The sequence below is a fragment of the Myroides injenensis M09-0166 genome, assembly GCF_000246945.1.
GTDB classification, from domain to species: Bacteria; Bacteroidota; Bacteroidia; order Flavobacteriales; family Flavobacteriaceae; genus Flavobacterium; species Flavobacterium injenense.
The window spans coordinates 1-24,632 of the sequence record NZ_BAEX01000054.1; the positions used below are offsets into that span (position 1 = coordinate 1).

24 protein-coding genes are annotated in these 24,632 nt (G+C 31.2%); 5 read left to right on the forward strand and 19 right to left on the reverse strand.

Annotated elements, in window-relative coordinates:
* Positions 1–23: 23 nt before the first annotated feature.
* From sucD to RH98_RS09730, 12 genes are all read right to left on the reverse strand, one after another.
* Positions 24–896, reverse strand: coding sequence for a succinate--CoA ligase subunit alpha (gene sucD / locus RH98_RS09675; RefSeq protein WP_010253757.1), 873 nt, complete (start codon positions 894–896; stop codon positions 24–26).
* Positions 897–1,052: 156 nt separating this feature from the next.
* Positions 1,053–1,988, reverse strand: coding sequence for a UDP-3-O-(3-hydroxymyristoyl)glucosamine N-acyltransferase (locus tag RH98_RS09680; RefSeq protein ID WP_010253759.1), 936 nt, complete (start codon positions 1,986–1,988; stop codon positions 1,053–1,055).
* A gap of 22 nt (positions 1,989–2,010) precedes the next feature.
* Positions 2,011–2,577: an elongation factor P gene (gene efp, locus RH98_RS09685; protein ID WP_010253761.1), complete on the reverse strand. Its 567-nt coding sequence runs from the start codon at positions 2,575–2,577 to the stop codon at positions 2,011–2,013.
* A 29-nt stretch (positions 2,578–2,606) separates the two neighbouring features.
* Positions 2,607–3,392, reverse strand: a complete 786-nt coding sequence (lpxA, locus tag RH98_RS09690) for an acyl-ACP--UDP-N-acetylglucosamine O-acyltransferase (RefSeq protein ID WP_010253763.1) — start codon at positions 3,390–3,392, stop codon at positions 2,607–2,609.
* Between the two features lie 2 nt (positions 3,393–3,394).
* Positions 3,395–4,792: a bifunctional UDP-3-O-[3-hydroxymyristoyl] N-acetylglucosamine deacetylase/3-hydroxyacyl-ACP dehydratase gene (locus tag RH98_RS09695; protein WP_010253767.1), complete on the reverse strand. Its 1,398-nt coding sequence runs from the start codon at positions 4,790–4,792 to the stop codon at positions 3,395–3,397.
* A gap of 36 nt (positions 4,793–4,828) precedes the next feature.
* Entirely contained in the window at positions 4,829–5,851 is a 1,023-nt protein-coding gene (gene lpxD, locus RH98_RS09700) for a UDP-3-O-(3-hydroxymyristoyl)glucosamine N-acyltransferase (RefSeq protein WP_010253769.1), read from the reverse strand.
* Between the two features lie 30 nt (positions 5,852–5,881).
* Positions 5,882–7,120 (reverse strand): HD domain-containing protein, encoded by a 1,239-nt coding sequence (locus RH98_RS09705; RefSeq protein WP_026038835.1) that lies wholly within the window; start codon positions 7,118–7,120, stop codon positions 5,882–5,884.
* A 652-nt stretch (positions 7,121–7,772) separates the two neighbouring features.
* Positions 7,773–9,275, reverse strand: coding sequence for a histidine ammonia-lyase (hutH, locus tag RH98_RS09710; protein WP_010253773.1), 1,503 nt, complete (start codon positions 9,273–9,275; stop codon positions 7,773–7,775).
* 26 nt (positions 9,276–9,301) lie between these two features.
* Positions 9,302–10,069, reverse strand: a complete 768-nt coding sequence (gene yaaA, locus RH98_RS09715) for a peroxide stress protein YaaA (RefSeq protein ID WP_010253776.1) — start codon at positions 10,067–10,069, stop codon at positions 9,302–9,304.
* 61 nt (positions 10,070–10,130) lie between these two features.
* Positions 10,131–11,141, reverse strand: a complete 1,011-nt coding sequence (locus RH98_RS09720) for a metal-dependent hydrolase (RefSeq protein ID WP_010253778.1) — start codon at positions 11,139–11,141, stop codon at positions 10,131–10,133.
* Between the two features lie 88 nt (positions 11,142–11,229).
* Entirely contained in the window at positions 11,230–11,709 is a 480-nt protein-coding gene (locus tag RH98_RS09725) for an Lrp/AsnC family transcriptional regulator (protein WP_006258948.1), read from the reverse strand.
* 89 nt (positions 11,710–11,798) lie between these two features.
* Positions 11,799–12,950, reverse strand: a complete 1,152-nt coding sequence (locus tag RH98_RS09730) for a M14 family metallopeptidase (protein ID WP_010253804.1) — start codon at positions 12,948–12,950, stop codon at positions 11,799–11,801.
* Positions 12,951–13,265: 315 nt separating this feature from the next.
* Here RH98_RS09730 and RH98_RS09735 point away from each other — a divergent pair, with 315 nt between their 5' ends.
* From RH98_RS09735 to RH98_RS09745, 3 genes are all read left to right on the forward strand, one after another.
* A complete protein-coding gene (locus RH98_RS09735) occupies positions 13,266–13,751 on the forward strand; it encodes a helix-turn-helix transcriptional regulator (RefSeq protein ID WP_010253806.1) in 486 nt (161 codons plus the stop codon).
* A gap of 78 nt (positions 13,752–13,829) precedes the next feature.
* Positions 13,830–14,498, forward strand: a complete 669-nt coding sequence (locus RH98_RS09740; protein ID WP_010253809.1) for a spermidine synthase — start codon at positions 13,830–13,832, stop codon at positions 14,496–14,498.
* 61 nt (positions 14,499–14,559) lie between these two features.
* Complete coding sequence (locus RH98_RS09745) at positions 14,560–15,675, forward strand: GNAT family N-acetyltransferase (protein ID WP_010253810.1); 1,116 nt, start codon at positions 14,560–14,562, stop codon at positions 15,673–15,675.
* Between the two features lie 91 nt (positions 15,676–15,766).
* Here RH98_RS09745 and RH98_RS09750 read toward each other — a convergent pair whose 3' ends face one another.
* The gene (locus tag RH98_RS09750; RefSeq protein WP_010253812.1) at positions 15,767–16,297 is read right to left on the reverse strand and encodes a hypothetical protein; all 531 of its coding nucleotides are present in this window, start codon (positions 16,295–16,297) and stop codon (positions 15,767–15,769) included.
* A gap of 424 nt (positions 16,298–16,721) precedes the next feature.
* On the opposite strand from RH98_RS09750, the gene rfbA reads away from it, so the two are divergent.
* The gene (gene rfbA / locus RH98_RS09755; RefSeq protein ID WP_010253814.1) at positions 16,722–17,591 is read left to right on the forward strand and encodes a glucose-1-phosphate thymidylyltransferase RfbA; all 870 of its coding nucleotides are present in this window, start codon (positions 16,722–16,724) and stop codon (positions 17,589–17,591) included.
* A gap of 52 nt (positions 17,592–17,643) precedes the next feature.
* On the opposite strand, the gene rfbB is transcribed toward rfbA, so the two are convergent.
* The 6 genes from rfbB to RH98_RS09785 form a co-directional block, all read right to left on the reverse strand.
* Positions 17,644–18,699 (reverse strand): dTDP-glucose 4,6-dehydratase, encoded by a 1,056-nt coding sequence (gene rfbB / locus RH98_RS09760; RefSeq protein ID WP_010253816.1) that lies wholly within the window; start codon positions 18,697–18,699, stop codon positions 17,644–17,646.
* A gap of 103 nt (positions 18,700–18,802) precedes the next feature.
* Positions 18,803–19,921: a DNA polymerase III subunit beta gene (gene dnaN / locus RH98_RS09765; protein WP_010253819.1), complete on the reverse strand. Its 1,119-nt coding sequence runs from the start codon at positions 19,919–19,921 to the stop codon at positions 18,803–18,805.
* 81 nt (positions 19,922–20,002) lie between these two features.
* Positions 20,003–21,676 (reverse strand): gliding motility-associated ABC transporter substrate-binding protein GldG, encoded by a 1,674-nt coding sequence (gene gldG, locus RH98_RS09770; protein WP_010253823.1) that lies wholly within the window; start codon positions 21,674–21,676, stop codon positions 20,003–20,005.
* Positions 21,676–22,395, reverse strand: coding sequence for a gliding motility-associated ABC transporter permease subunit GldF (gene gldF, locus RH98_RS09775; protein WP_010253827.1), 720 nt, complete (start codon positions 22,393–22,395; stop codon positions 21,676–21,678). The genes gldG and gldF overlap by 1 nt, the downstream gene beginning before the upstream one ends.
* Positions 22,396–22,405: 10 nt before the next feature.
* Entirely contained in the window at positions 22,406–22,702 is a 297-nt protein-coding gene (locus RH98_RS09780; protein WP_010253832.1) for a putative quinol monooxygenase, read from the reverse strand.
* Positions 22,703–22,712: 10 nt separating this feature from the next.
* Positions 22,713–23,546, reverse strand: coding sequence for an SAM hydrolase/SAM-dependent halogenase family protein (locus RH98_RS09785; protein ID WP_010253836.1), 834 nt, complete (start codon positions 23,544–23,546; stop codon positions 22,713–22,715).
* A gap of 96 nt (positions 23,547–23,642) precedes the next feature.
* On the opposite strand from RH98_RS09785, the gene RH98_RS09790 reads away from it, so the two are divergent.
* Positions 23,643–24,617, forward strand: coding sequence for a PhoH family protein (locus RH98_RS09790; RefSeq protein ID WP_010253839.1), 975 nt, complete (start codon positions 23,643–23,645; stop codon positions 24,615–24,617).
* The last annotated feature ends 15 nt before the right edge of the window (positions 24,618–24,632 follow it).

A 24,632-nucleotide genomic window follows, 5' to 3' on the forward strand; every position in this document is an offset into this window, starting at 1 on the left:
ATATCGATAAGATATTCTAATGACTATCCTAAAACTTCTTTTACTTTGATACCGATTTCTGCAGGAGAATCAACAACGTGGATACCACATTCTCTCATAATGCGTTTTTTAGCAGCAGCTGTATCATCAGCTCCACCTACAATAGCACCAGCGTGTCCCATTGTTCTTCCTTTTGGTGCAGTTTCACCAGCAATAAATCCAATAACTGGTTTTTTATTACCATTTTCTTTAATCCAACGAGCAGCATCAGCTTCTAATTGACCACCAATTTCACCAATCATAATGATTGCTTCAGTTTCTGGGTCAGCCATTAATAACTGAATAGCCTCTTTAGTAGTTGTTCCGATAATTGGGTCACCACCAATTCCGATAGCTGTAGTAATACCTAAACCTTGTTTTACAACTTGGTCAGCAGCTTCATAAGTTAAAGTTCCTGATTTAGAAACAATACCTACAGTACCTTTTTTGAATACAAAACCTGGCATAATACCAACTTTAGCTTCACCTGGAGTAATAACTCCTGGACAGTTAGGTCCTACTAATCTACAGTCTCTATTTTTGATATAATCATAAGCTTTAATCATATCAGCAACTGGAATACCTTCAGTAATACAGATAATTACTTTAATACCTGCGTTAGCAGCTTCCATAATAGCATCAGCAGCAAATGCTGGTGGAACAAAGATAATTGAAGTATCTGCTCCAGCTTTTTCAACAGCTTCTGCAACTGTATTAAATACAGGACGGTCTAAGTGCATTGTTCCACCTTTTCCTGGAGTAACACCACCTACAACATTTGTTCCGTATTCAATCATTTGTGAAGCGTGGAAAGTACCTTCACTTCCTGTAAATCCCTGAACGATTATTTTTGAATCTTTATTTACTAAAACACTCATGATCTTTGTTTTTATATATTTAAACTTACTTCTACACAAAAATAAACAATTCTATTCATCAATAAAACTTTTTATCTTTATATATAAGTTTAGTTTTGGTTAATTAATAACTTTTTTACTCTCTATCGTTAATTCGCTTTTATAAATACTGAAATATTATAAAGTTTTCACTTTTTCCATAATTTCAGGAATGCGTTTTATATAGGCTAATTGTTTTAATTTTTCACGTGATTCCTCTGCTGGGTAACCAAAGTAAACTTTGCCACCAGCTAATGATTTAGAAACACCTGATTGCGCTAAAACTACAGCTTTCGATCCTATGGTGATACCACTAGTTGTACCTACTTGACCCCATAGTGTAACTTCATCCTCGATAACAACACATCCCGCAATACCACATTGTGCTGCGATTAATGAACGACTACCTACAACTGTATCATGTCCAATATGAACTTGATTATCAATCTTAGCACCTTCTTTTATTGTTGTATCCCCCGTTACTCCTCTATCGATCGTACAAGCAGCTCCAATACCTACATTATCTTCGATTACTACTCTTCCACATGATACTAATGGATCAAAACCTTCTGGACGTTTTTTATAATAAAAAGCATCAGCCCCAAGAATTGCCCCAGCGTGTATAACTACATTATCCCCAATAATAGTTCCATCATATAGAACAACATTTGGATGGATAACACAATTTTTACCGATAACAACATCGTTACCAATAAAAACATTAGGTTGAATAATAGTACCCTCACCTATTTTAGCAGAGTCTGCTACAGCTTTTTTAGCTGGAGTAAACGGATTAAAATATTTAGATAGCTTATTAAAATCTCTAAAAGGATCTTCTGAAATTAAAAGCGCCTTACCTTCAGGACACTCAACCTCTTTGTTAATTAAAACAATTGATGCATAAGAGTTAAGAGCTTTATCATAATATTTTGGATGATCTACAAAAACAACTTCACCTTCTTGTACAACATGTATCTCATTAATTCCATATACTGGAAAATTGGGATCTCCAACAAACTTACATCCAACAATGTCAGCTATAGTTTGTAAATCTTGAACCTTTGCAAAACGCATAGTATCTATAAATAATAATTAACTATTCCTTAATACGCTCAATGTAAGCACCTGTAGTAGTATCAATTTTGATTTTATCACCTTCATTGATAAACAATGGTACATTCACACTAGCACCAGTTTCTACAGTTGCAGGCTTAGTAGCATTAGTAGCTGTATTTCCTTTCACTCCTGGTTCAGTATAAGTAACTTCCAAAATAACAGAAGCTGGCATATCTACTGAAATAGCCAAGTCAGTTTCAGTATTAATCTGAACCATTACTGTCTCTCCTTCTTTTAATAAATCTGGAGCATCTAAAATATCTCTTAGAAGAGTAATTTGTTCATAGTTCTCAACGTTCATAAAGTGAAACATATCCCCTTCTGGATATAAATATTGAAACTTTTGAGTCTCTACTCTAATTGTATCGATTTTATGACCTGCTGAGAAAGTATTTTCTAAAACTTTACCATTAGTTAAGCTTTTCATTTTCGTTCTAACAAAAGCAGGACCTTTTCCTGGTTTAACGTGTAAAAATTCAGTGATCTTATAAATATCATTATTATATTTAATACACAAACCGTTTCTAATATCAGCTGTAGTTGCCATTTCTTTTAATTATTTTACTATTACTAATCTTAATAAATTCCTGAATATCCTCTCATAATTCCTCTAGAAGAATTACGGATAAACATAATAATTTCATCTCTTTCTGGAGTAGCTTCCATTTCTGCTTCAATAAGCTCTAATGCTTGGCTAGTATTAAAATTCTTTTGATATAACGTACGATATATCTCTTGAATTTCACGTATTTTTTCTGGTTCAAAACCTCTACGTCTTAATCCTACAGAATTTATACCTGCATAAGATATAGGCTCTCTAGCTGCTTTAATATATGGTGGCACGTCTTTTCTTACTAGTGTACCTCCTGTAATGAAAGAATGAGAACCAATAGTACAGAATTGGTGTACAGCTACTAATCCAGCTAATACAACATAGTCCCCTACAGTTACGTGCCCTGCTAAAGTACTAGAGTTCGAAAAAATACAATTATCTCCAACAAAACAGTCATGTGCGATATGACTATAAGCTTGAATCAAACAATTCTTTCCTACAACAGTTTTATATCTATCTTTAGTACCGCGATTAATAGTCACACACTCACGAATGGTAGTGTTATCACCTATTTCTACAGTAGTAATCTCTCCTTCAAATTTTAAATCTTGTGGCTCTGCTGAAATCACCGCACCAGGAAAAATCTTACAATTCTTTCCAATTCTGGCACCTTCCATTATAGTCACATTAGACCCTATCCAAGTTCCTTCCCCAATTTCTACATTATTATGAATCGTAGTAAAAGGTTCTATAACAACATTTCTAGCTATTTTCGCTCCTGGATGAACATATGCTAAAGGCTGATTCATATCTATTCTATATTTGTTTTCTTTGAAATTTGAGCCATTAATTCTGCCTCAGCTACTAATTTACCATTAGCATACGCGTATCCTTGCATATGACATATACCACGGCGGATTGGAGTGATTAGTTCTAATTTAAAAACTAATGTATCTCCTGGTAATACTTTATGTTTAAACTTAACATTATCCATTTTCATGAAATAAGTCAAGTAGTTTTCTGGATCTGGAACAGTACTTAGAATTAATATTCCACCAGATTGTGCCATTGCTTCACAAATCAATACACCTGGCATTACAGGAGCTCCTGGAAAATGTCCAATGAAGAATGGTTCGTTCATTGTCACATTTTTAACCCCTACTACATGCGTTTCAGACATTTCTAAAATCTTATCAACCAACAAAAATGGTGGACGATGAGGCAATAATTGCATAATTTTAGTTACATCCATTAAAGGCTCTTGATGTAAATCATAAGAAGGTACTTGATTTCTCTTCTCATTTTTAATAATCTTAGATAGTTTCTTAGCAAAGTTAGTATTAACTGAATGCCCTGGTTTATTAGCTATTACTTTTCCTCTAATACGAGTACCTATTAAAGCTAAATCTCCAATAACGTCTAATAATTTATGACGAGCTGCCTCGTTAGGATAGTGTAATGTAAGATTATCTAGTACCCCATTTGGCTTAACGTTAATTTCATCTTTACCGAAAGCTTTTTTCAAATGCTCCATTGTCTCCGGAGATATTTCTTTATCTACATAAACAATTGCATTATTTAAATCACCTCCCTTAATCAATCCATGTGCTAAAAGTGCTTCTAATTCATGTAAAAAACTAAAAGTACGAGCTTCAGAAATCTCTTCTTTAAAATCTTCCATAGATTTTAAAGTAGCATTTTGTGTACCTAAAACTTTAGTACCAAAATCAACCATTGCAGTGACTTGGTAACTATCAGATGGCATTACAATAATTTCGCTACCTGTTGTTTCATCTACAAATGAAATAACTTCTTTAACAATGTATTCTTCTCTCTCAGCATCTTGCTCTACTATACCAGCTTTTTCTACTGCTTCGACAAAATACTTTGAAGAACCATCCATAATTGGGGGTTCAGAAGCATTTAATTCTATAATAACATTATCTAAATCACATCCTACAAATGCTGCCAAAACATGTTCTGTTGTTTGCACACGAACACCTTTTTTCTCTAAGTTAGTTCCTCTTTGAGTATTAACAACATAATTTGCATCTGCTTCGATAACAGGATGTCCTTCTAAATCCACTCTTACGAAAGTAAATCCGTTATTTACTGGAGCAGGTTTTAATGTCATCACTACTTCTTGACCTGTGTGAAGACCTACCCCTTTTAACGTTACTTCGTTTTGGATGGTTTTTTGTTTAACCATAATTAATCTCTTTAAGTATTTAGGCTATATTAAAAACTACAAATTACTTTTCTTTTTCAATACCTCCAAATCATCAGAAATCTTAGTAAGATTTTTGAAATGACTATATGAACGTAAAAAATCAGCATGACTTAAAGCAGGTGAACCCTGAACAGCTGAATTGCTTTCCAAGCTTTTTGTAACTCCTGATTGCGCCTGAATTTTCACATTATCTCCTATGACTAAATGTCCTACAATTCCTACTTGACCACCTATCAAACAGTTCTTCCCAATTTTAGTAGAACCTGCTACCCCAGTTTGAGAAGCAATAACAGTATTTTCACCTATCTCTACGTTATGAGCTATTTGAATTTGATTATCTAGTTTTACACCTTTACGGATAATTGTTGACCCTAAAGTTGCTCTATCTATTGTAGTAGCTGCACCTATCTCCACGTTATCTTCTATAATAACGTTACCTATTTGAGGTACTTTATTATATGTCCCATCAGGGTTTGGCGCAAAACCAAAACCATCAGAACCAATAATAGTGCCCGCGTGTAAGATACAGTTTTTCCCTATTATACTTTCTGAATAGACACGTACTCCAGCAAACAATATAGTATTGTCATCGATAGTAACATTATCTCCCACGAAAGTATTAGGATATATTTTTACATTATTTCCAATTTTAGTATTCTTTCCAATATAAGCAAAGCTACCTAAATATAAATCATCACCATATTCCACCCCTTCTGATATTACAGATGGCTGTTCAATACCTGATTTCATTAATTTAACTTGATTATAATACTCCAGTAATTTAGAAAATGCTTTATAAGCATCATCTACTTTTATCATTGTCGCTTTTACTGGATGCTCTGGAACGAAAGATTTATTAACAATAACTACAGATGATTCTGTAGTATAAATATGATGCACATACTTTGGATTCGCTAAAAAAGTTAACGATCCCTTTTTTCCCTCTTCAATTTTAGCTAGAGTACTAACTTCTATTGTAGAATCTCCTACAACCTCCCCACCTAAAACTGATGCTATTTGTTCTGCTGCTATTTTCATTAGGGCAAAAATATAAAATATTATTGAAATTTAAATTTCAAATGTGTTTTTTGGATAACAAACAAGATACTTTGTAACAGGTTTTGTCAATGCTCTTAAGTTCAAATGATCTGAAACAGAAAGAACATCTTTTACCTTGCCATTCTTTTTCAATATCATTATTGGTTCCTTTTCTTTATTATATGCCTGATTCTTAACCTTTCCTTTGAATACAAAGTATTTTGTAGCTTCTGCTGACAAATCGTATTTCTTACCTATTTCTTGGCGTACCTGATTCATTTTTTCTTTTAATAAACTTTTATCAGAGAAAATTTCAATCTTTAATAAGTCTCTATTTACAATCATTTTACTTAATGACGATAATATATAGTCATCATGGAATTGCCAAGATTTTAATGCTCCCATAATATCAGAATCATCAAGTAATGCAAACTGATCTAGTGCTTTTACATCAAAATCATCATAAGCAACTTGATTCTTTAGAAAAAATAACAATGCCTCACTTCCCCATAAATCTACTCCATCGTGGGTTAACTCCTTAGCTCGCTTCAAAATACGTACCAAAATCAATTCTGCACACACACTAGTTTTATGAAGGTAAGCTTGCCAATACATTAATCTTCTTGCTACTAAAAACATTTCAACGGAGTAAATTCCTTTTTCCTCAATTACCAATTGATCATCCTGCACATTAAGCATTTGTATCAATCGCTCCGAATTTATATTCCCTTCTGCTACGCCACTATAGAAACTATCCCTTTTTAGATAATCCATTCGATCCATATCCAATTGACTAGAAATCAACTGTAACATGAATTTACGATGATATTCGCCTTTAAATATTTGAATAGCTAAATCTAACTGACCATTAAACTCAACATTCAATCTATTCATAAAGAACAAAGAAATCGCTTCATGATGCACTCCCTCTACAATACTATGCTCCATAGCATGCGAAAAAGGACCATGTCCAATATCGTGAAGTAAAATAGCTATATATAATGCATTTTCCTCTTCTTCTGATATTTCGATATTTTTAAATCGCAATACCTGAACAGCTTTTTGCATTAAATGCATACAGCCTATAGCATGATGAAAACGAGTATGGTGAGCACCAGGGTAGACTAAATATGATACGCCCATTTGAGATATTCTTCTCAACCGCTGAAAATAAGGATGCTCTATCAAATCATATAATAGAGAATTCGGAATAGAAATGAATCCATAAATTGGATCATTTAATATTTTGAGTTTATTTACATTAGCCAACTATATAAGTTTTTAGTGTATACGGGTACAAAGATAGGAATATAACAAAAAGAAATGGTATCTATTAATTAAAAATATAAGAATTCTTAAATATTTTTATATATTCTATCACATAAATGAGCAACGTCAAAAACTACCTCGTAATGTCGCACATTTAATTAAATAATATTTTTAAGACACCATTGCAAATCAACTGCAGAAATCTTCTTGACACAAATTATTCACCCCATCATAGAGTAATAAAACAAGTATTGAATGTCTTTGCTGGCAGTTACCAGTATATTGACAGCATTGTAAGTTAATGATGACTCCATTAATTTCCCTTCTTTTAATAGAGTCACTATGGACTCACCATGGACTCACTATGGACTCATCCCCCAAAAATATGCCAAAAATCATGTTTCATCCTGCCATAACTATACAGTTATAATTAATATTCTTACACTTCAATAAATCACTTTAAGAAGAAAAAACAAGAAAAAACTTATCCTAGATTTTTACAATTATCTATACTTAATCATTTACTCTATAAAAAAATATGATGAACTACGGAAAAACAATTGATAAACAGTACTTATCCTATCAAAACAAAATAGTGTAAAATAGAAAAAGCCCCCTTTAATAGGAGGCTTCTGTATATATATTTCTCTAATTAATCTTCTAAGTCAATCTGAAATGAATTTAAAAAAGCAATTGATTTCTCAATATCATAATGTAAGATACGATCCTCATCTACAAAAGACACTTCATCTCTGTACGCAGAGACAAACGACTCTATAAACTCACTCGATTTAGCTGGTCTTCTGAATTCCAATGCCTGAGTTGCATTCATCAATTCAATAGCAAGTATACGTTCTAAATTATTTACAATTCGCAATGCTTTAGTAGCACCATTAGCCCCCATACTCACATGATCTTCTTGTCCATTACTAGATACAATGCTGTCCACACTAGATGGAGTAGCCAACTGTTTATTCTGACTAACTATACTTGCAGCAGTATATTGCGGAATCATAAAACCTGAGTTAATACCAGGATCAGATACTAAAAATGGAGGTAATCCTCTCAAACCAGAAATTAATTGATATGTACGTCGCTCAGAAATACTTCCTAGCTCTGCTAAAGCAATTCCTAGAAAGTCTAAAGCTAATGCTAATGGTTGACCATGAAAATTACCGCCTGACACAATCAAATCATCTTTATAAAAAATATTAGGATTGTCAGTTACTGAGTTTATTTCCGTTTTAAAAACGCGGTCTACATAATCAATAGCATCTTTTGAAGCACCATGTACTTGTGGAATACATCTAAATGAATATGGATCTTGAACATGTTCTTTTGCTCTTGAAATCAACTCAGAACCTTCTAATATTTCATTAAAAAACTGAGCTGTATGTATCTGCCCTTTATGAGGTCTCACAAAGTGAATCAACTCATTAAATGGCTCTATACGTCCATCAAATCCCTCAAGCGAAATAGCACCAATGACGTCTGCTAAATAAGATAACTTTTTAGATTTCAATAAAACGTATGATCCATAAGCACTCATAAATTGAGTACCATTAAGTAACGCCAACCCCTCTTTAGATTTAAGCGTTATAGGTTCCCATCCAAACTGCTCTAAAACTTTACTCGCAGGTTGTCTAAACCCATTATAAAACACTTCTCCTTCTCCTATCAACGGTAATGATAAATGAGCTAATGGCGATAAATCACCTGACGCTCCTAAGGACCCTTGATCATACACCACTGGTATAATATCGTTGTTATAAAAATCAATTAGTCGCTCAACTGTTTCTAACTGAACTCCAGAGTTACCGTAGCTTAATGATTTCACCTTCAGTAACAACATGATTTTTACTATTTCTTCTGGTACAATTTCACCTGTACCACAAGCATGAGATTTCATTAAATTCTCTTGTAATTTTGATAAATTTTCATTGTCTATTTTTACATTACACAATGAACCAAAACCAGTATTAATCCCATAAATAGGATCTGCCTGATTTTCCATCTTTTTATCTAAATAATCTCTACAATTAACAATGTTTGCTCTCGCCTCCTCTGATAATTGTAATTTTTGGTCTTCTATCAAAATTTGATTTAGCTTCTCGATCGTAAAAATATCAGAGCTAATGTAGTGTGTTCTTTCCATAAATATATTTGGTAGTAATATCTTCTTTATCTAGTAAACACCAGATTATTGCCTTCAGAATCGCCCTCACTCCATCCATAACCATCTATATTAAATTTCTTTAACCCATCAATATCCTCTACATTATTATCTAATATAAATCGCACCATCATCCCTCTTGCTTTTTTAGCATAAAAACTAATTGTCTTCAATTTACCATCGCGCAATTCCTTAAACTCAGGCACAATCAATGTTCCCTTTAATTGTTTCTTATCTATTGCACTAAAATATTCATTACTTGCAAGATTAACAACCATCTCCCCTTGTTTTAACTCTTTATTTAGAGCATTAGCCAAAATAGGCTTCCAAAACTCATATAAATTATTATCTACCCCTACCTTCATCTTGGTACCCATCTCTAATCGATATGGCTCTATACCATCAAATGGCTTAAGCATTCCATATAATCCAGATAAAATTCTTACTTTTTCTTGTAAGGGATCAAATTGAGACTCTTTTAACGAATAAGCATCTAACCCTGTATACACATCCCCATTAAAAGCAAAAATAGCTTGTCTAAAATCTGCTTTGTCACCTTCTTTTACTGTAAAAGTACGTTCTTGATTTCGTTTCCAGTTTAATTCAGCAAGTGTACTAGATATCTTCATAAGTTCTTCTAAATCCATTGGTGTTTTAGATTTAAGAACCTCGTTAATAACTTTTGCTTCCTTTAAAAATGTTGGTTTTGTAGTAATATTAGTTGGTACCTGTGTAGTATAATCTAAACTCTTTGCTGGTGATATTAAAATTTTCATAGTTCTTTTTTTAGCGTTTCAAATATAAGGCTTCTATTTCAATTACAATAAATCTGAATAATTAAACCCCTTGAATTCTCTTCCACAATCTTTTTAACAACTTAACGCCTTCCGTTCTTTTCTTCTCCACTTCCTCCACTTTTAATTCTCCATTATCATCGATATAAAACATATAACTGAATGCAAATTGCACATCCTCCTCATTATCACCATCCTTTAACAACCCAAACCTTAAATCATTGAAATAAACCTTATCATCTTTTTCAGTAAAAGTATAATAACCTTCAGATATTTTTTTTAGTCTAAGTAGTAAAGTGTGATTTTCTAAATAACGTTGGAAGTCATGATTTTTAGGAAATTCACGAAAAGTAATGGGAGAATGATCAAAAAAGGAATACTCCCCAATAAGAAATGAGTCATTAGTCTCTACTATACCATTCCATAGGATAGTATTCATTACAGTAGGTTTTACAGACAAACTCGAATATTTAATACCTTCCTTATCCAAAGCATCTGAAAACTGGTAAAATGCAACAGCCTTCAACAATAAAGTAATGGCTAAATAAGAAGTACTAATAAATAACCCCCAATTATTTAAGCGCATTCTCTTTTTCATATCTTTCTTTTCGCGCATAGAATAAATAAGAAAAATAAGAAAAGGAACTGTATATAAAGGGTCAATAACAAAGATTGACTTAAAAGCAAATGGGTAATCGAACGGCCAAAGTAGCCTAGTACCCCAAGTAGTAAATACATCTAAAAGAGAGTGCGTAAACAATCCCCAAAAAACTAACCAATAGCCTTCTTCAAATGTAAAATTATTCTTTTTTTCTAGTAGATACACCAGATATCCTAGTATAAAGGACATTAGAATTGCAAATATAATAGAGTGAGTCACACCCCTATGAAATTCCAAAGCAGAAAGATTATCTGTAAAAAAAGTAGCAAGAATATCTAAATCAGGAATAGTACCAGCTATAGCCCCATATATAACTGCTCTATTTTTAATTTTCTTTCCAGCTACAGCATTCCCTATAGCACCTCCTAAAACAATCTGTGATAACGAATCCATAATACTCTCTTAGATGCACTAAAAATACGAATATAAAAAAAAACTGCCATTAGGCAGTTTTCTTTTGTGATATAAGTCTTATAAAATATTATAATTCTTTAAAAATTGTATGCATCAAGCGTTTTTTATCATTGATACTTTCTTCTAGAGAAATCATAGATTCTGTTCTATAAACTCCTTCGATATCATCAATCATATAAATTACTTCTTTTGCATGACGTGTATTTTTTGCTCTAATTTTGCAGAACACGTTGAATTTACCAGTTGTTACGTGAGCCACAGTCACAAAAGGAATTTCATTAATTCTCTCTAAAACGAATTTAGTCTGAGAAGTATTATGTAGGAATATACCGATATATGCAATAAATGCATATCCTAGTTTTTCATAATCCAAAGTTAATGATGAACCTTGAATAATTCCTGCATCTTCCATTTTTTTCACGCGCACGTGCACAGTCCCAGCAGAAATCAGTAATTTTTTTGCTATATCTGTGAAAGGAACTCTCGTATTATCAATCAACATATCTAAGATTTGGTGATCGATTTCATCTAAACGAAATTTACTCATAAATCAATTATTTATCTTATTCTAAATCTATAATTCAGTACAATAATACTAAATAAAAACCTTATTTCTTTAATATATCGTAAATTTTATTATTTTTTTAATAAAAAATCTATTTCTTCCGCTGTTATTTCTACGATATCCTCCAGATTTCTATCTAATACTTCATCTTTATCCTTCCAACATTTTTTAAACAAAAACTCTTTGTTTATTGAAAGATGTACAAATTTACTTTGTTTTTTATTAATATCAACAATTATAGGACTAAAATTAACTTTTTTTCCTTTTAATTGCTCCAAATATTGAATATTAACAATAAATTCTTCGCTTCGATCTGGCATAAATACATGTAAAAGAGCCACATCATTAAAACTTTTCGCATTATTTGGAATACTAAAATAGTTGTCGACATTATAGTGTGAAAAACTTTGCTCTTTTATAGACTTTAAGACCGTTAACAAACTTCTAAAGACAATTTTTCTAGTTTCATCTCTTTTGTAATCCCCTTGATAATGTCCCGCCTCAAATAGAATAGTTACAGCTCCTCTAGATTGAAAGTAATCACCTATACAATTAATATTAAAGCTATCGTCAAAACGTCCAACTTGATTAGGAATCACTAATTGTAATTCATTATTAATCGCTGCAATCAATTTCATAGCCTCTTCTCTATTTACATTAACTTCCCTTTCTTCATTATAGGAAGGAGCTAAAAAAGAAATAGTAGCTGGTAATTCAAAGTCTTCTACGCCAAATATTGTACGCTGATCATGTAAATTAAAGGCGTATTCCGGTTTAAAGTCATCAAAAATATTACGCAAAATTTTACTTTCAGGTTGAGTTAAAGCAATTGAATCTCTATTTAAATCAACTTGATTTGCATTTACTCTAGTATAATATTTTGCACCATCTGGATTCAAAATAGGTACTATTAAAAAGGTAAAATAAGAGTGCCATTCTTTAACCCATTCTTCACGACAAGTATTTAAGAGATTTAAAAAATCTACTACAGCTTTTGTAGTCGTAGATTCATTACCATGCATCTGAGACCACATAAAAACTTTAGTAGAACCAACACCCCAACTTACAGTTTTTATATCTAGATTTTCGACAGACTTTCCAACAACACTAACCTTAAAGTAAAGGTTTAAGTTGTCTAAAAAATCAGCTATTGAATCATTGTTTATATATCTATCACTTACACCTTGGTAAGTGTAAGAATTTAATATTGAATTATAGTCCATATTATTGTATTACTTTAAGAATTACAAATGTAAACAAGTTATTTTTTACATTTGTAAACAGTGAAAACTGCTCGCTTGTTTACAAATGTAATTTACAAAGCTAAACTTTACTTAATGTTTAAAGTAAAAGCTTTACAGAAATAAACAATAAATAATACTTATCTTTATACCAAATAGTTATACATACCTACTTATACCAAAACTTTAATATAATTTACAATTTTACAATTGTATATAGCATCTATTTAAATATTTTTATTACATTTGTAAACAAGTACATAACTTAAAATTGATTACTTCACTAAACAGTAGGCTATGGATAATTTTGTAAACAGATTAGAGTTTTTATTGGAGAATTTAGACTATACAGCCTCTGCTTTTGCAGATAAAATAGGCGTGCAAAGGTCTAGTTTATCACACCTCCTATCTGGTAGAAACAAACCTAGTTTAGACTTTATTTTGAAAGTTGATGAAGCTTTTCCAGAGCTAAATTTGAAGTGGCTTTTAAAAGGTGAAGGTCATTATTTGGAGAGTGAAAATAAAAATTACACGATACAATCGACTCCAAAAACATCTCCCATTTCGAACTCAGCTCCTACACTTTTTAGTAATCAAAATGAGACAAAAAGTGAAAGTGATGTTATCAAAAATACTCCTGATGAAAATCAAAATACAGGTAAAGCTTCTCAATTAGAAAATCAAGATTCTTTCCGAATTGCAAATGATTTATCTGATAGTGATGTCGAACAAATTATTATTTTTTATAAAGATGGGAGCTTCCGACAATTCAAACCTAAGTAATTTGCCAAAACACAAAAGTGATAAAAAGTAGAGCACTATTTTATTTAAGTTATCTTTGTGTAAACACACAACAATTTTATGTTAAAAAGAGCACTGAGCTATATCTATCCTATTACTGAAAAGAAAATTCCTTCAAAAGTAAATACACGTCTTGATGTTATTTGGAACAAAGGAAAATTAGAGCTAGACACAAAACATACCAACTACTCTTACGGCAATCTAGAAAAAGTATTAAAAAATGGATTGCAATTTATTGGGTTCGAAAAAATAAAAAGTATGGATAAAGTATTAGTTCTAGGACTTGGTGCCGGCAGTATTATTAATATACTTAGAACTGATATTAAATTTACAGGGCATATCACAAGTGTAGAGCTAGATCCAACTATAATATATATAGGTGAGAAATATTTTAAGTTAAACGCCTTTAATGAACATCACGATATTTATCAGATGGATGCTTTCGAATATGTTTTGTGCTGTCAGGATAATTTTGATTTAATCATCATTGATATTTTTCAAGACTTTAAAATGCCTTCTTTTCTATTTGAAGACTATTTTGTCAATCATCTAAAGAAGCTATTAAACGTAAATGGATTTATTTTATTCAACACTATTGTACTTAATACCAATGAAGAAGATAGAAATAAGAATTACGCAGCTCTTTTTAACGAAGAAGCGTTTTCTGTTCGAATGAATAGAAGGTTACAGAAATACAACGAGATTATTACAGTAAAAAGGATTTCATAACAAAATACCACCTTACTTACAATTTTTTATCTTTGTAATGAAGAAAATACAAAAATGACCTATGATACAAATTAAAGAAGCTAAAAATAAAAAAGAAATCATTGATTTTGTAGAATTCCCATTCTCTATTTATAAAGACAATCCTTATTGGGTACCTTCTATTATAAAGGAAGAGGTAAAAAGCTTTAATCCAAAGAATGATATTTTTAAAACAGTTGATGTTCGATTTTTTCTTGCTTATAAAAATAACAAACTTGTAGGTCGTGTAGCTTGCTGTATAAACTGGACTGAAGTAAATGATTTGGGTAAACCAAAAGTGCGCTTTGGGTGGTTAGATATGATTGACGACTTAGAAGTTACTAAGGCGCTATTAGACGCAGTAAAACAATATGCGCAAGAGAATAAAATGAAATACATTGAAGGACCAATGGGATTCTCTAATATGGATAAAGCAGGAATGTTAACCAAAGGATTTGATCAGATTGCAACAATGATTGGTCTGTATAATTATTCCTATTATCCACAACATTTAGAAGCACTGGGGTTTAAACCAGAAGCAGAATGGATAGAATATCAAATTGATATGTCAGCATATAACGAAGAGAAAATCAACAAAATGTCTAAGTTGGTAGAAGAACGTTATCAAGTAAAAGCTCTTGAATTTAAATCCATAAAAGAGCTTATGCCTTATGTAAATGAAATGTTTGCTCTTCTAAATAAAACCTACGCTGATTTACAAAGTTTTGTACCTATAGAAGATTTTCAAATAGAACATTACAAAAAGAAATACCTTAAGTTCATTCACCCTGATTTTATTTCTTGCGTAATGGATAAGGATAATAAAATGATAGCATTTGCAATTACAATGCCTTCCTTCTCTAGAGCGTTTCAAAAAACAAAAGGCAAGCTATTCCCTTTTGGTTTTATTCACCTGTTGAAAGCCTTAAAAAATAATAATCACGCAGAATACTATCTTATTGGAGTAGATCCAGAATACAGAAGTAAAGGAGTAACAGCTATTATCTTTAAAGAAATTTATGAATGCTTTACAAAGCATAAGATTAATTATATCGAAACAAACCCATTATTAGTAGAAAATAATAAAATCCAACAATTATGGAAAAGTCTTAACCCTACTATTCATAAGGAGCGTAAGACATTCCGCTTAGATTTATAATCAATTAATTTTATTATCAAGCAAGTTCAAATTTACACAATAAAAAAGTGGGGTATTTCAATTCTTGAAATACCCCACTTTTTATATTAAACTACAATTGGTCTTTTTGTTTTTTCAGTTCTTCTTTTTTTGCTTTGTATTCTGCTTTACGCTCTTTCTTTTTTAATTTCATAGTGTACTCATCATTTCGATATTGTCTTTCTATAGTCTTGATATCTTTTTCATATTCTAATTCTAGTACATCTAATTTATATTCGATATCATTTTTCTTATTATTAACCTCGAATTTATACTCAGCATAACTATCCCATTTTTTCTTCTGATTACTATCTAGAATTGCATAAATATCATTACGAAAACTTTGTGCTAATTCCCTCTTCTTCTCTCCTTTTTCCCATCCAGATAAAGATCTATCTCTTCCTATCGCAGCAAACTCTCTACCAATAGTTTTCTTTCTATTAATTATTTTTTTTCTTTGCTCAAAAGTTAATCCATAATAATCACTTTTACTCAGTAATTCTGTTGCACTTCGATCATAATCATTTTCGGGACTGTTTTTATGGTTTTGAGCATTAATACCCATACAAAATAATAATGCTCCCAATAATAAAACTCTTTTCATAGCTATTCGTTTTATAATTAAAAATTCATTCTTAATACTCCTTTCAAACAAGGGACATTTGCAAAGTAATAAATAACTAATCATCAACCAAAATAAAAATATACATATCAAATAATTTAACAATCAATACAACATCTCTTTAACATATTTTAATAACAATAATAAAAAAGCAAGCTTTACACGGTATAACGACATCTATTTAAATGCTGTACTACTAATTATACTACTATAATAGGGTACCGATCTTCTAATATTCCACTTAAAAAATCTTTTATTTTTCTTTAAAAAAATATATTCTTAAACATTTACTAATGATGTAGGTGATCTATCCATTGAATTATATCTCTTAAAAAATGTAAGACTCTGTAATAAAAAGTTTTTTTAAACATTGTAATCAATACCTTTGTATATATAAAGGAAAATTATGAAAGGAATTATATTAGCGGGAGGTGCAGGTACTAGATTGCATCCATTAACATTAGCGATATCTAAACAATTACTTCCTGTGTATGATAAACCAATGATTTATTATCCCTTATCAATTTTAATGTTAGCTGGGATTAAAGAAATATTAATCATATCTACTCCTCATGATTTACCTAATTTTCAAAAATTATTAAGCGATGGTAGCAATCTAGGAATAAGCCTTGAATATGCGGAACAAGAAAAACCTGAAGGAATTGCACAAGCGCTACTAATAGGAGAATCTTTTATAAATAAGGAAGAAGTATGCCTTATTTTAGGAGATAATATCTTTTACGGCAATGGACTCCAGCAAAAACTTATTAATGCAATAGACCTAGCTCAAAATAAGCAACAAGCGGTTGTGTTTGGTTATACAGTAAAAGATCCAGAGAGATATGGTGTCGTAGAATTTGATAATAATGGACAAGCCATTAGTATTGAAGAAAAACCTCAAACACCAAAATCTCACTTTGCCGTCGTAGGTCTATATTTTTTTCCAAAAGATGCATCTGAATTCACAAAACTACTAACACCTTCTAATAGAGGTGAACTTGAAATCACTTCCCTAAACAACATCTATTTAGAAGAAAAAAGATTATCTGTGCAAACTCTTGGAAGAGGTTTTGCATGGCTAGACACCGGCACTCATGAATCACTAGTAGAAGCAACAGAATTTGTAAAAACAGTAGAAAAAAGAACTGGACTTAAAATAGCATGCCTTGAAGAAATAGCATGGAATCAAAAATGGATTACTAAGAATACTTTATCTAAAAATATCAATAACTTAAAAGGTGAATATTACGAATATATTAGAGAACTTATAAAATAAACTCTTATTAATAATCTCCATAATACCAAAGCATTATGGAGATTATTATATATTATCTAGCTAAGTATTGCTTATTGTAATAATCTTTGTACGAACCGTCAGTTACCTCTTTCAGCCACTCTTGGTTATTCATATACCATTCTATCGTCTTACTTAAGCCTTCTTCAAAAGTAACAGAAGGTATCCACCCTAACTCTTCTTTAATTTTGCTAGCATCAATTGCATAACGCAAATCATGCCCTTGCCTATCTGTAACAAACTCAATTAGTCGTTCACTGTGACCTTTTACCCTACCTAATACATTATCCATCTGTCTACAAAGTTCTCTAACTAAATCAATATTGGTCCATTCATTAACACCTCCGATATTATAAGTTTCATTTATTTTCCCTTTGTGAAAAATAATATCAATTGCCTTAGCGTGATCGCAGACAAAAAGCCAATCTCTCGTATTTAGTCCTTGCCCATAAATCGGAAGAGATAAATCATTTATAATATTGTGAATACACAAAGGAATAAGTTTCTCAGGAAATTGATTTGGTCCATAATTGTTAGAACAATTACTGATAACATAAGGTAATCCATAAGTTTCTCCATATGCTCTAACAAAATGGTCTGAACTTGCTTTAGAAGCAGAATAAGGTGAATTTGGAGCGTAAGAAGTTTCTTCTGTAAATAATCCTTGTTCACCTAGTGTTCCATAAACCTCATCAGTACTAATATGATAGAACAACTTACCATTGTAATCACTTTTCTCCCACAGCCTTTTAGAACATTCTAGCAAATTTACAGTACCTAATACATTTGTTCTTACAAATAGCAATGGATCAGCAATAGAGCGATCAACGTGAGACTCAGCGGCTAAATGAATGACAGAATCAAATTTATACTCTTTAAATAAGCATTCTATAAAATCTAAATCAGTAATATCTCCTTTTATAAAATAATAGTTATCTGCCCCTTCAATATCACTCAAGTTCTTTAAATTACCTGCATAACTCAATACATCTAAGTTATAAATGCGATAATCAGGATATGACTTAACAAAATGCCTAACTACATGCGATCCTATAAAACCTGCTCCTCCTGTAATTAAAACTTTTTTCATTCAATTTTTATAATTTGCTTTCGTAAAAATATGAAAATGATAATTCAAAAAAAAGTCATCCTACTTATAGGATGACTTTTATATATATCTATATTTTTATTTATTAGCTATTAAGCATAACTGGCATAACTAACATTGTTACAGCCTCTCCATCTTCTAATCCATCTACAGGAGTTAAAATACCTGCCCTATTAGGTAAAGACATTTCAAGCAAAATTTCATCAGATTGTAAATTATTCAACATCTCTAATAAGAAACGAGAATTAAAACCAATTTGCATATCATCTCCTTGATAATCACAAGTCAATCTTTCATCTGCTTTGTTTGAGTAATCTATATCTTCTGCAGAGATATTTAATTCAGTACCTGCAACTTTCAAACGAATTTGATGTGTAGTTTTATTCGCATAAATAGATACACGACGTACTGAACTTAAAAACTGTACTCTATTGATTAATAATTTATTTGGATTTTCCTTTGGAATTACAGCTTCATAGTTTGGATATTTACCATCTATCAAACGACAAGTCAATGAATAGTTATCAAAATAAAACTGTGCATTAGACTCATTAAATTCTATTGTTACATCAGCTCCAGAAGCCATTAAAATATTCTTTAAAATATTTAATGGTTTTTTAGGCATAATGAAACTAGCTTCACTAGAAGAAGTGATATCTGTTCTTGAATATTTAACTAATTTGTGAGCATCAGTAGCAACAAAAATCAAACCTGATGGCGAAAACTGAAAAAACACTCCCGACATTACTGGTCTTAGATCATCATTACCTGCTGCAAAAATAGTTTTACTAATTGCTGTTGCTAAAACTCCTGCTGGAACTTCAGTTTTTGAAGGATCCTCCAATGATTCTGCTTTTGGAAACTCATCTCCTTGAGCATAAGCTAAAACATATTTACCAACGTCTGAACTTATTTCAATTGTATTGTTTTCCTTCACTGAGAAAGTCAATGGTTGTTCAGGAAACGTTTTTAGGGTCTCTAATAACAACTTAGCTGGTACAGCTATGCTCCCTTGACTTGTTGACTCAATTTCTAAAGTAGCAGACATAGTTGTCTCTAAATCTGAAGCAGACACCTTAAGACTATTATTGTCTAATTCGAACAAAAAGTTGTCTAAAATGTGTAAGGTATTACTACTATTGATTACACTACCTAAAACTTGCAGTTGTTTTAATAAGTAGGAACTCGATACTATAAACTTCATATTACAATTATTTTATACGTAAAAGTGCTTTTACAGCTACAAATATATCGGATTATTATCAATAATAAAAGCGATTTCACGCTACTTTTTAACAAAAAAACGTTTTCCTATGAAAAAAAACAAAACTCCTAAAACAATAACTAACAGAATAGGAACTACTAAAGCTATAATTTGAATTGCACTATATTTTTCAGAAACACGAACTTTGTCTAACATAGGTATTTTTACTTCCTTAGTTCTTAAATTTATAAGACCTGAATAGTCTAATAAATAGTTCACTGAATTAAGTAAAAACTCCTTATTACCATATAACTTATTCATCCATTTATCATATCCTAACTCTAGAGGAACACCTCTATTATCTAACTGATTCTTTATTATATCACCATCAGATACAATAATCATTTTAGTAGGTTTACTTTCATAGATTGCATCTTTAAAAGCAAAAGGTAGTACTCTATTCTTAAAAACCGAAGTAAATTCGCCTTCTAATAAAACACCAAGAATGTAATTACCCTTTCCTTCATACATTTCTGGTGTAGTTTCTTCATTAATTACTGCTAAACTTATTTCATTAGGTGTACCTACTAAATTAGAATACTTAGAGGATTCTAATAAGATTGTTTTTGAGATATTATTCTTGATTGTATCTATTGGAGAAACAAAATCTAGTTTTAAACCTTCAATATTTTTAACAATAGGATGTTCACTATTTGGATATACAAATGGAGCAAACTTCCACATAAATTCACCATATTGTGTTTCACTTCCTTGTCGTCCTATTGCTAATTTAATTGGAGTTGCAATCTCATCTTTAACCAAAACAGGATTAATACGCACTCCATATTTAAATAACAACTCACCTAAGCTTTGATCTTTAGGAAAAACTAACATTGATTGATTTGTTCTTAGGCTATCAAAATCGGCTTGAACTTGATCTAAAAGCCATAATGTCTTCCCTCCATTCATTACAAATTGATCCAATGTTTCAATTTGATCTCCTGTAAATTCCTTTGTAGGTTTAGCAATTATTGCTAAGTCATACTCCTGCAGCTTTTTTAAAGTCTCAACAGGGTTATTAGCTACAGAATCTAATGTAAATGGTGCGATGTGATAACTCTCTCGCAATGACATTAAAAAATCTGCCATATAGATATCATCTAACTCACCATTACCTTTTAATACAGCTATCTTATTTTTTTTATCTAAATTTAATTTATATAAAGCATCTGCAAAAACGTATTCCAAATGCTGTACAGAAGTAAGAACTTTCTCTTCTGTATTTGCTCCCATCATATTCTTTAGCAACTGTACTTTAGTAGCTGCCTCCCCTTTTGATACAATTGCCCAAGGAAAAATAGCCAACTGAGTTTGCCCACCTTTCTCGGTCATTGTAAGTGACATTGGTCGTAGTCCAAAATTTAATAAATCCTCTTCTGTTCCACTCTCTTCTGCAGGATTAATAAATTGAAATTTCACTAAGGGATTTCTAATCGAAAACTCTTCTAATAGTTCTCTTGTTTCAGTCTGCAAACGTTTAAATCCTTGAGGAAATTTACCATCTAAGAATACATCAATAACAACTTGTTCAGTTATATTATCTAATATTTCTTCAGTTGTATGTGATAAAGTATATCGCTTATCTTGCGTTAAATCGAATCTGTAGTAAAAACTAATTCCTATTACATTTATTATTACTAGAAAAGCAACGCATTTCAATAGTGACTTCAGGTTTTTCGCTTTTGATTTTTTCATTATTTTCTCAGCATTTTAATTTTATACACTGCCAAACTTAAAAAGGCAATAGTAATCGTTAGAAAATAGATCAAGTCGCGCGTATCTATAACTCCTCTAGATATACTTTTAAAATGGTATTGTACACCTAATTTCTCAATAAAACTTGATTGTAAATACACTGCTAGATATTCAATTCCAATAGAAAAAAATACACATAAAACAACACCCAAGATAAATGATACGATTTGGCTTTCAGTTATAGAAGAAGTGAAAATACCTATTGCACTATAAGAGGAAGCTAGAAACACCAACCCAAAATAAGATCCTATAATCGCCCCCATATCAAAAGTTTGCCCTGGCGCTATATAATCAGTAATAATATAAACGTACACCAATGTAGGCATTATAGCTATTAAGACTAAAATTAATACCCCAAAAAACTTACCTAAAACAATCTCCCATATAGAAATGGGCTTGGTAAGCAGTAATTCTATTGTACCTTGTCTTATCTCTTCAGAGAAACTTCTCATTGTCACTGCAGGTATTAAAAAGATTAAAACCCAAGGTGCAATAAAGAAAAAAGGAGATAAATCAGCAAAGCCACTTTGTAGAATATTATAATTACCATCAATAAACCACAATAATAAACCACTAATTAATAAAAACACAGAAATAACTAAATAACCTATAATAGAACTTAAAAAAGAACGTATTTCACGCAAACATATAGCTTTCATATATAATCTTTTATTTCAATGTTTCTAGTTTATCTACACTCCAAGCCTCAGCCCTTTCACTAAAAAAAGCTTTTAACTCTGGCCAAATCTTTCCAAATACTTCAGAAGTTCTATACTGTTCTAAATCACTTTCCTCTTCCCAATAACTGTAAGTAAAGAAGATACAAGGATTACTTCTATCCTGATATAATTCTAGATTACTGCAACCTGGTTGATTACGTACTATATTTTTTACCTTATCGAAATAAGATTTAAACTCTTCAATACACTTTTCTTGCAAAGTGAGCTTTACAATTCTTACAAACATTATAGATTATTTATTCTATTAGAACGTCAAACTCTATATTGATATTATCATTCACTTGTATATTCATTAAAGTACGAGGTGTACCTCCAGGATTATTTGGTTTAGAATACAATAGAGTCAATACTAACAAATCTAAATCATTAAACACAGCAATAAAATCCCCTGCTCTATCTTTTAGAGAAAGGCTATCAGTGGTTTTAAAATCTGCAAAGAAACGATTAATACGAGTTACTCTATAATTCTTAACTAAAATTACAAAATTTCTCGTTGCTCTAGTACTCTCAAACACCTCTCTTGTCACATTTGTTATTAAATTCCCATAAGAATCCTCATAAATAACTTTCCCTGTAATTCTATTCTCTTCAATACTTAATGCATCACCCAGACGATTCAGTTTTACTAACTGAGTCGCTTTGGTACCCATATTTTTTAGTTTTCTTCCTTCAAATAATTGATACGCACAATAAACAAATAAATCATTTGATCTCATACTACCATCATAATGTATATAAATAGCTTCTTGTAAACCTTCACCTGCTAATAGATAAGTAAGAATACCATTATCGGATGTCACAAAATAATGATTGTCATATTTGACACAGATAGCTGGATTTAATTCATTAACTGATGAATCTACGGCAATAATATGAATTGTACCTTTTGGAAAATTACTATATGCAGAGGCAATAATAAAACCTGCCTCTTCAATATTGTAATTAGTCACATCGTGCGAAATATCGACTATGTTACAATCTTGAATATTAGAATAAATCTTACCTTTCAGAGCACCTACGTAGTAATCTTTATATCCAAAATCTGTGGTTAATGTAATAATCCTTTGCATTGTAAATTTTCAGTATATTTTTTAGAAGAATGGAATTTTTATAGTAGATTTGAGATACAAAATTAGAGTATTTTTTTTAATTAACTCCCATACGTATTGAACGAAAGAATAATTGAACTAACAGATTTCAGTCCTAAAGATTTTTGGGGACCGCAAGACATTCATTTAGACTTACTTAAAAAGTTATATCCAAAAATTAAAATAGTTGCTCGTGGTGGAATTATAAAGATATTTGGTGAAAATGAAATCTTAGATGAATTTGAAAAAAGGTTTGACAGACTTATTAAATATTTTGTCCGTTATAACAAAATTGATGAGAATGTCATTGAACGTATAGTTATGGATTCTGGACCACAATTCATGAATCCTTCCGACGAAATATTAGTGCATGGTGTATCTGGTAAATTAATTAAAGCCATTACACCTAATCAACAAAAACTTGTGAAGTTTGTTGAAAAAAATGACATGGTATTCGCAATCGGACCTGCTGGAACGGGCAAAACTTACACAGGAGTAGCTTTAGCAGTACGTGCTTTAAAAAATAAGGAAGTAAAGCGTATTATTTTGACTAGACCAGCTGTAGAGGCTGGTGAGAATTTAGGCTTCTTACCTGGTGATATGAAAGAAAAGTTAGATCCCTATATGCAACCCTTATATGATGCATTAAGAGATATGATTCCTCCACAAACATTGGAAGATTATCTTCTTAAAGGTGTAATTCAAATTGCTCCACTAGCATTTATGAGAGGGCGCACATTAGACAATGCTTTCGTTATTCTTGATGAAGCTCAGAATACTACTCATTCACAAATGAAAATGTTTCTGACTCGTATGGGAAAAAGTGCTAAGTTTATTATAACTGGTGATCCTGGACAAATAGATTTACCACGCAAAGTGTCTTCTGGCTTAAAAGAAGCTCTTTATATTCTAAAAGATGTTGAAGGAATTGGATTGCTTTATTTGGACGATAAAGACATTGTAAGACATAAACTTGTTAAGAAAATTGTTGATGCTTATAAAAAGATTGAAGAACGTCCTGATCGAATGACAATAGAAGAAATAAAAAAATAGGAGAGTATACTAGGT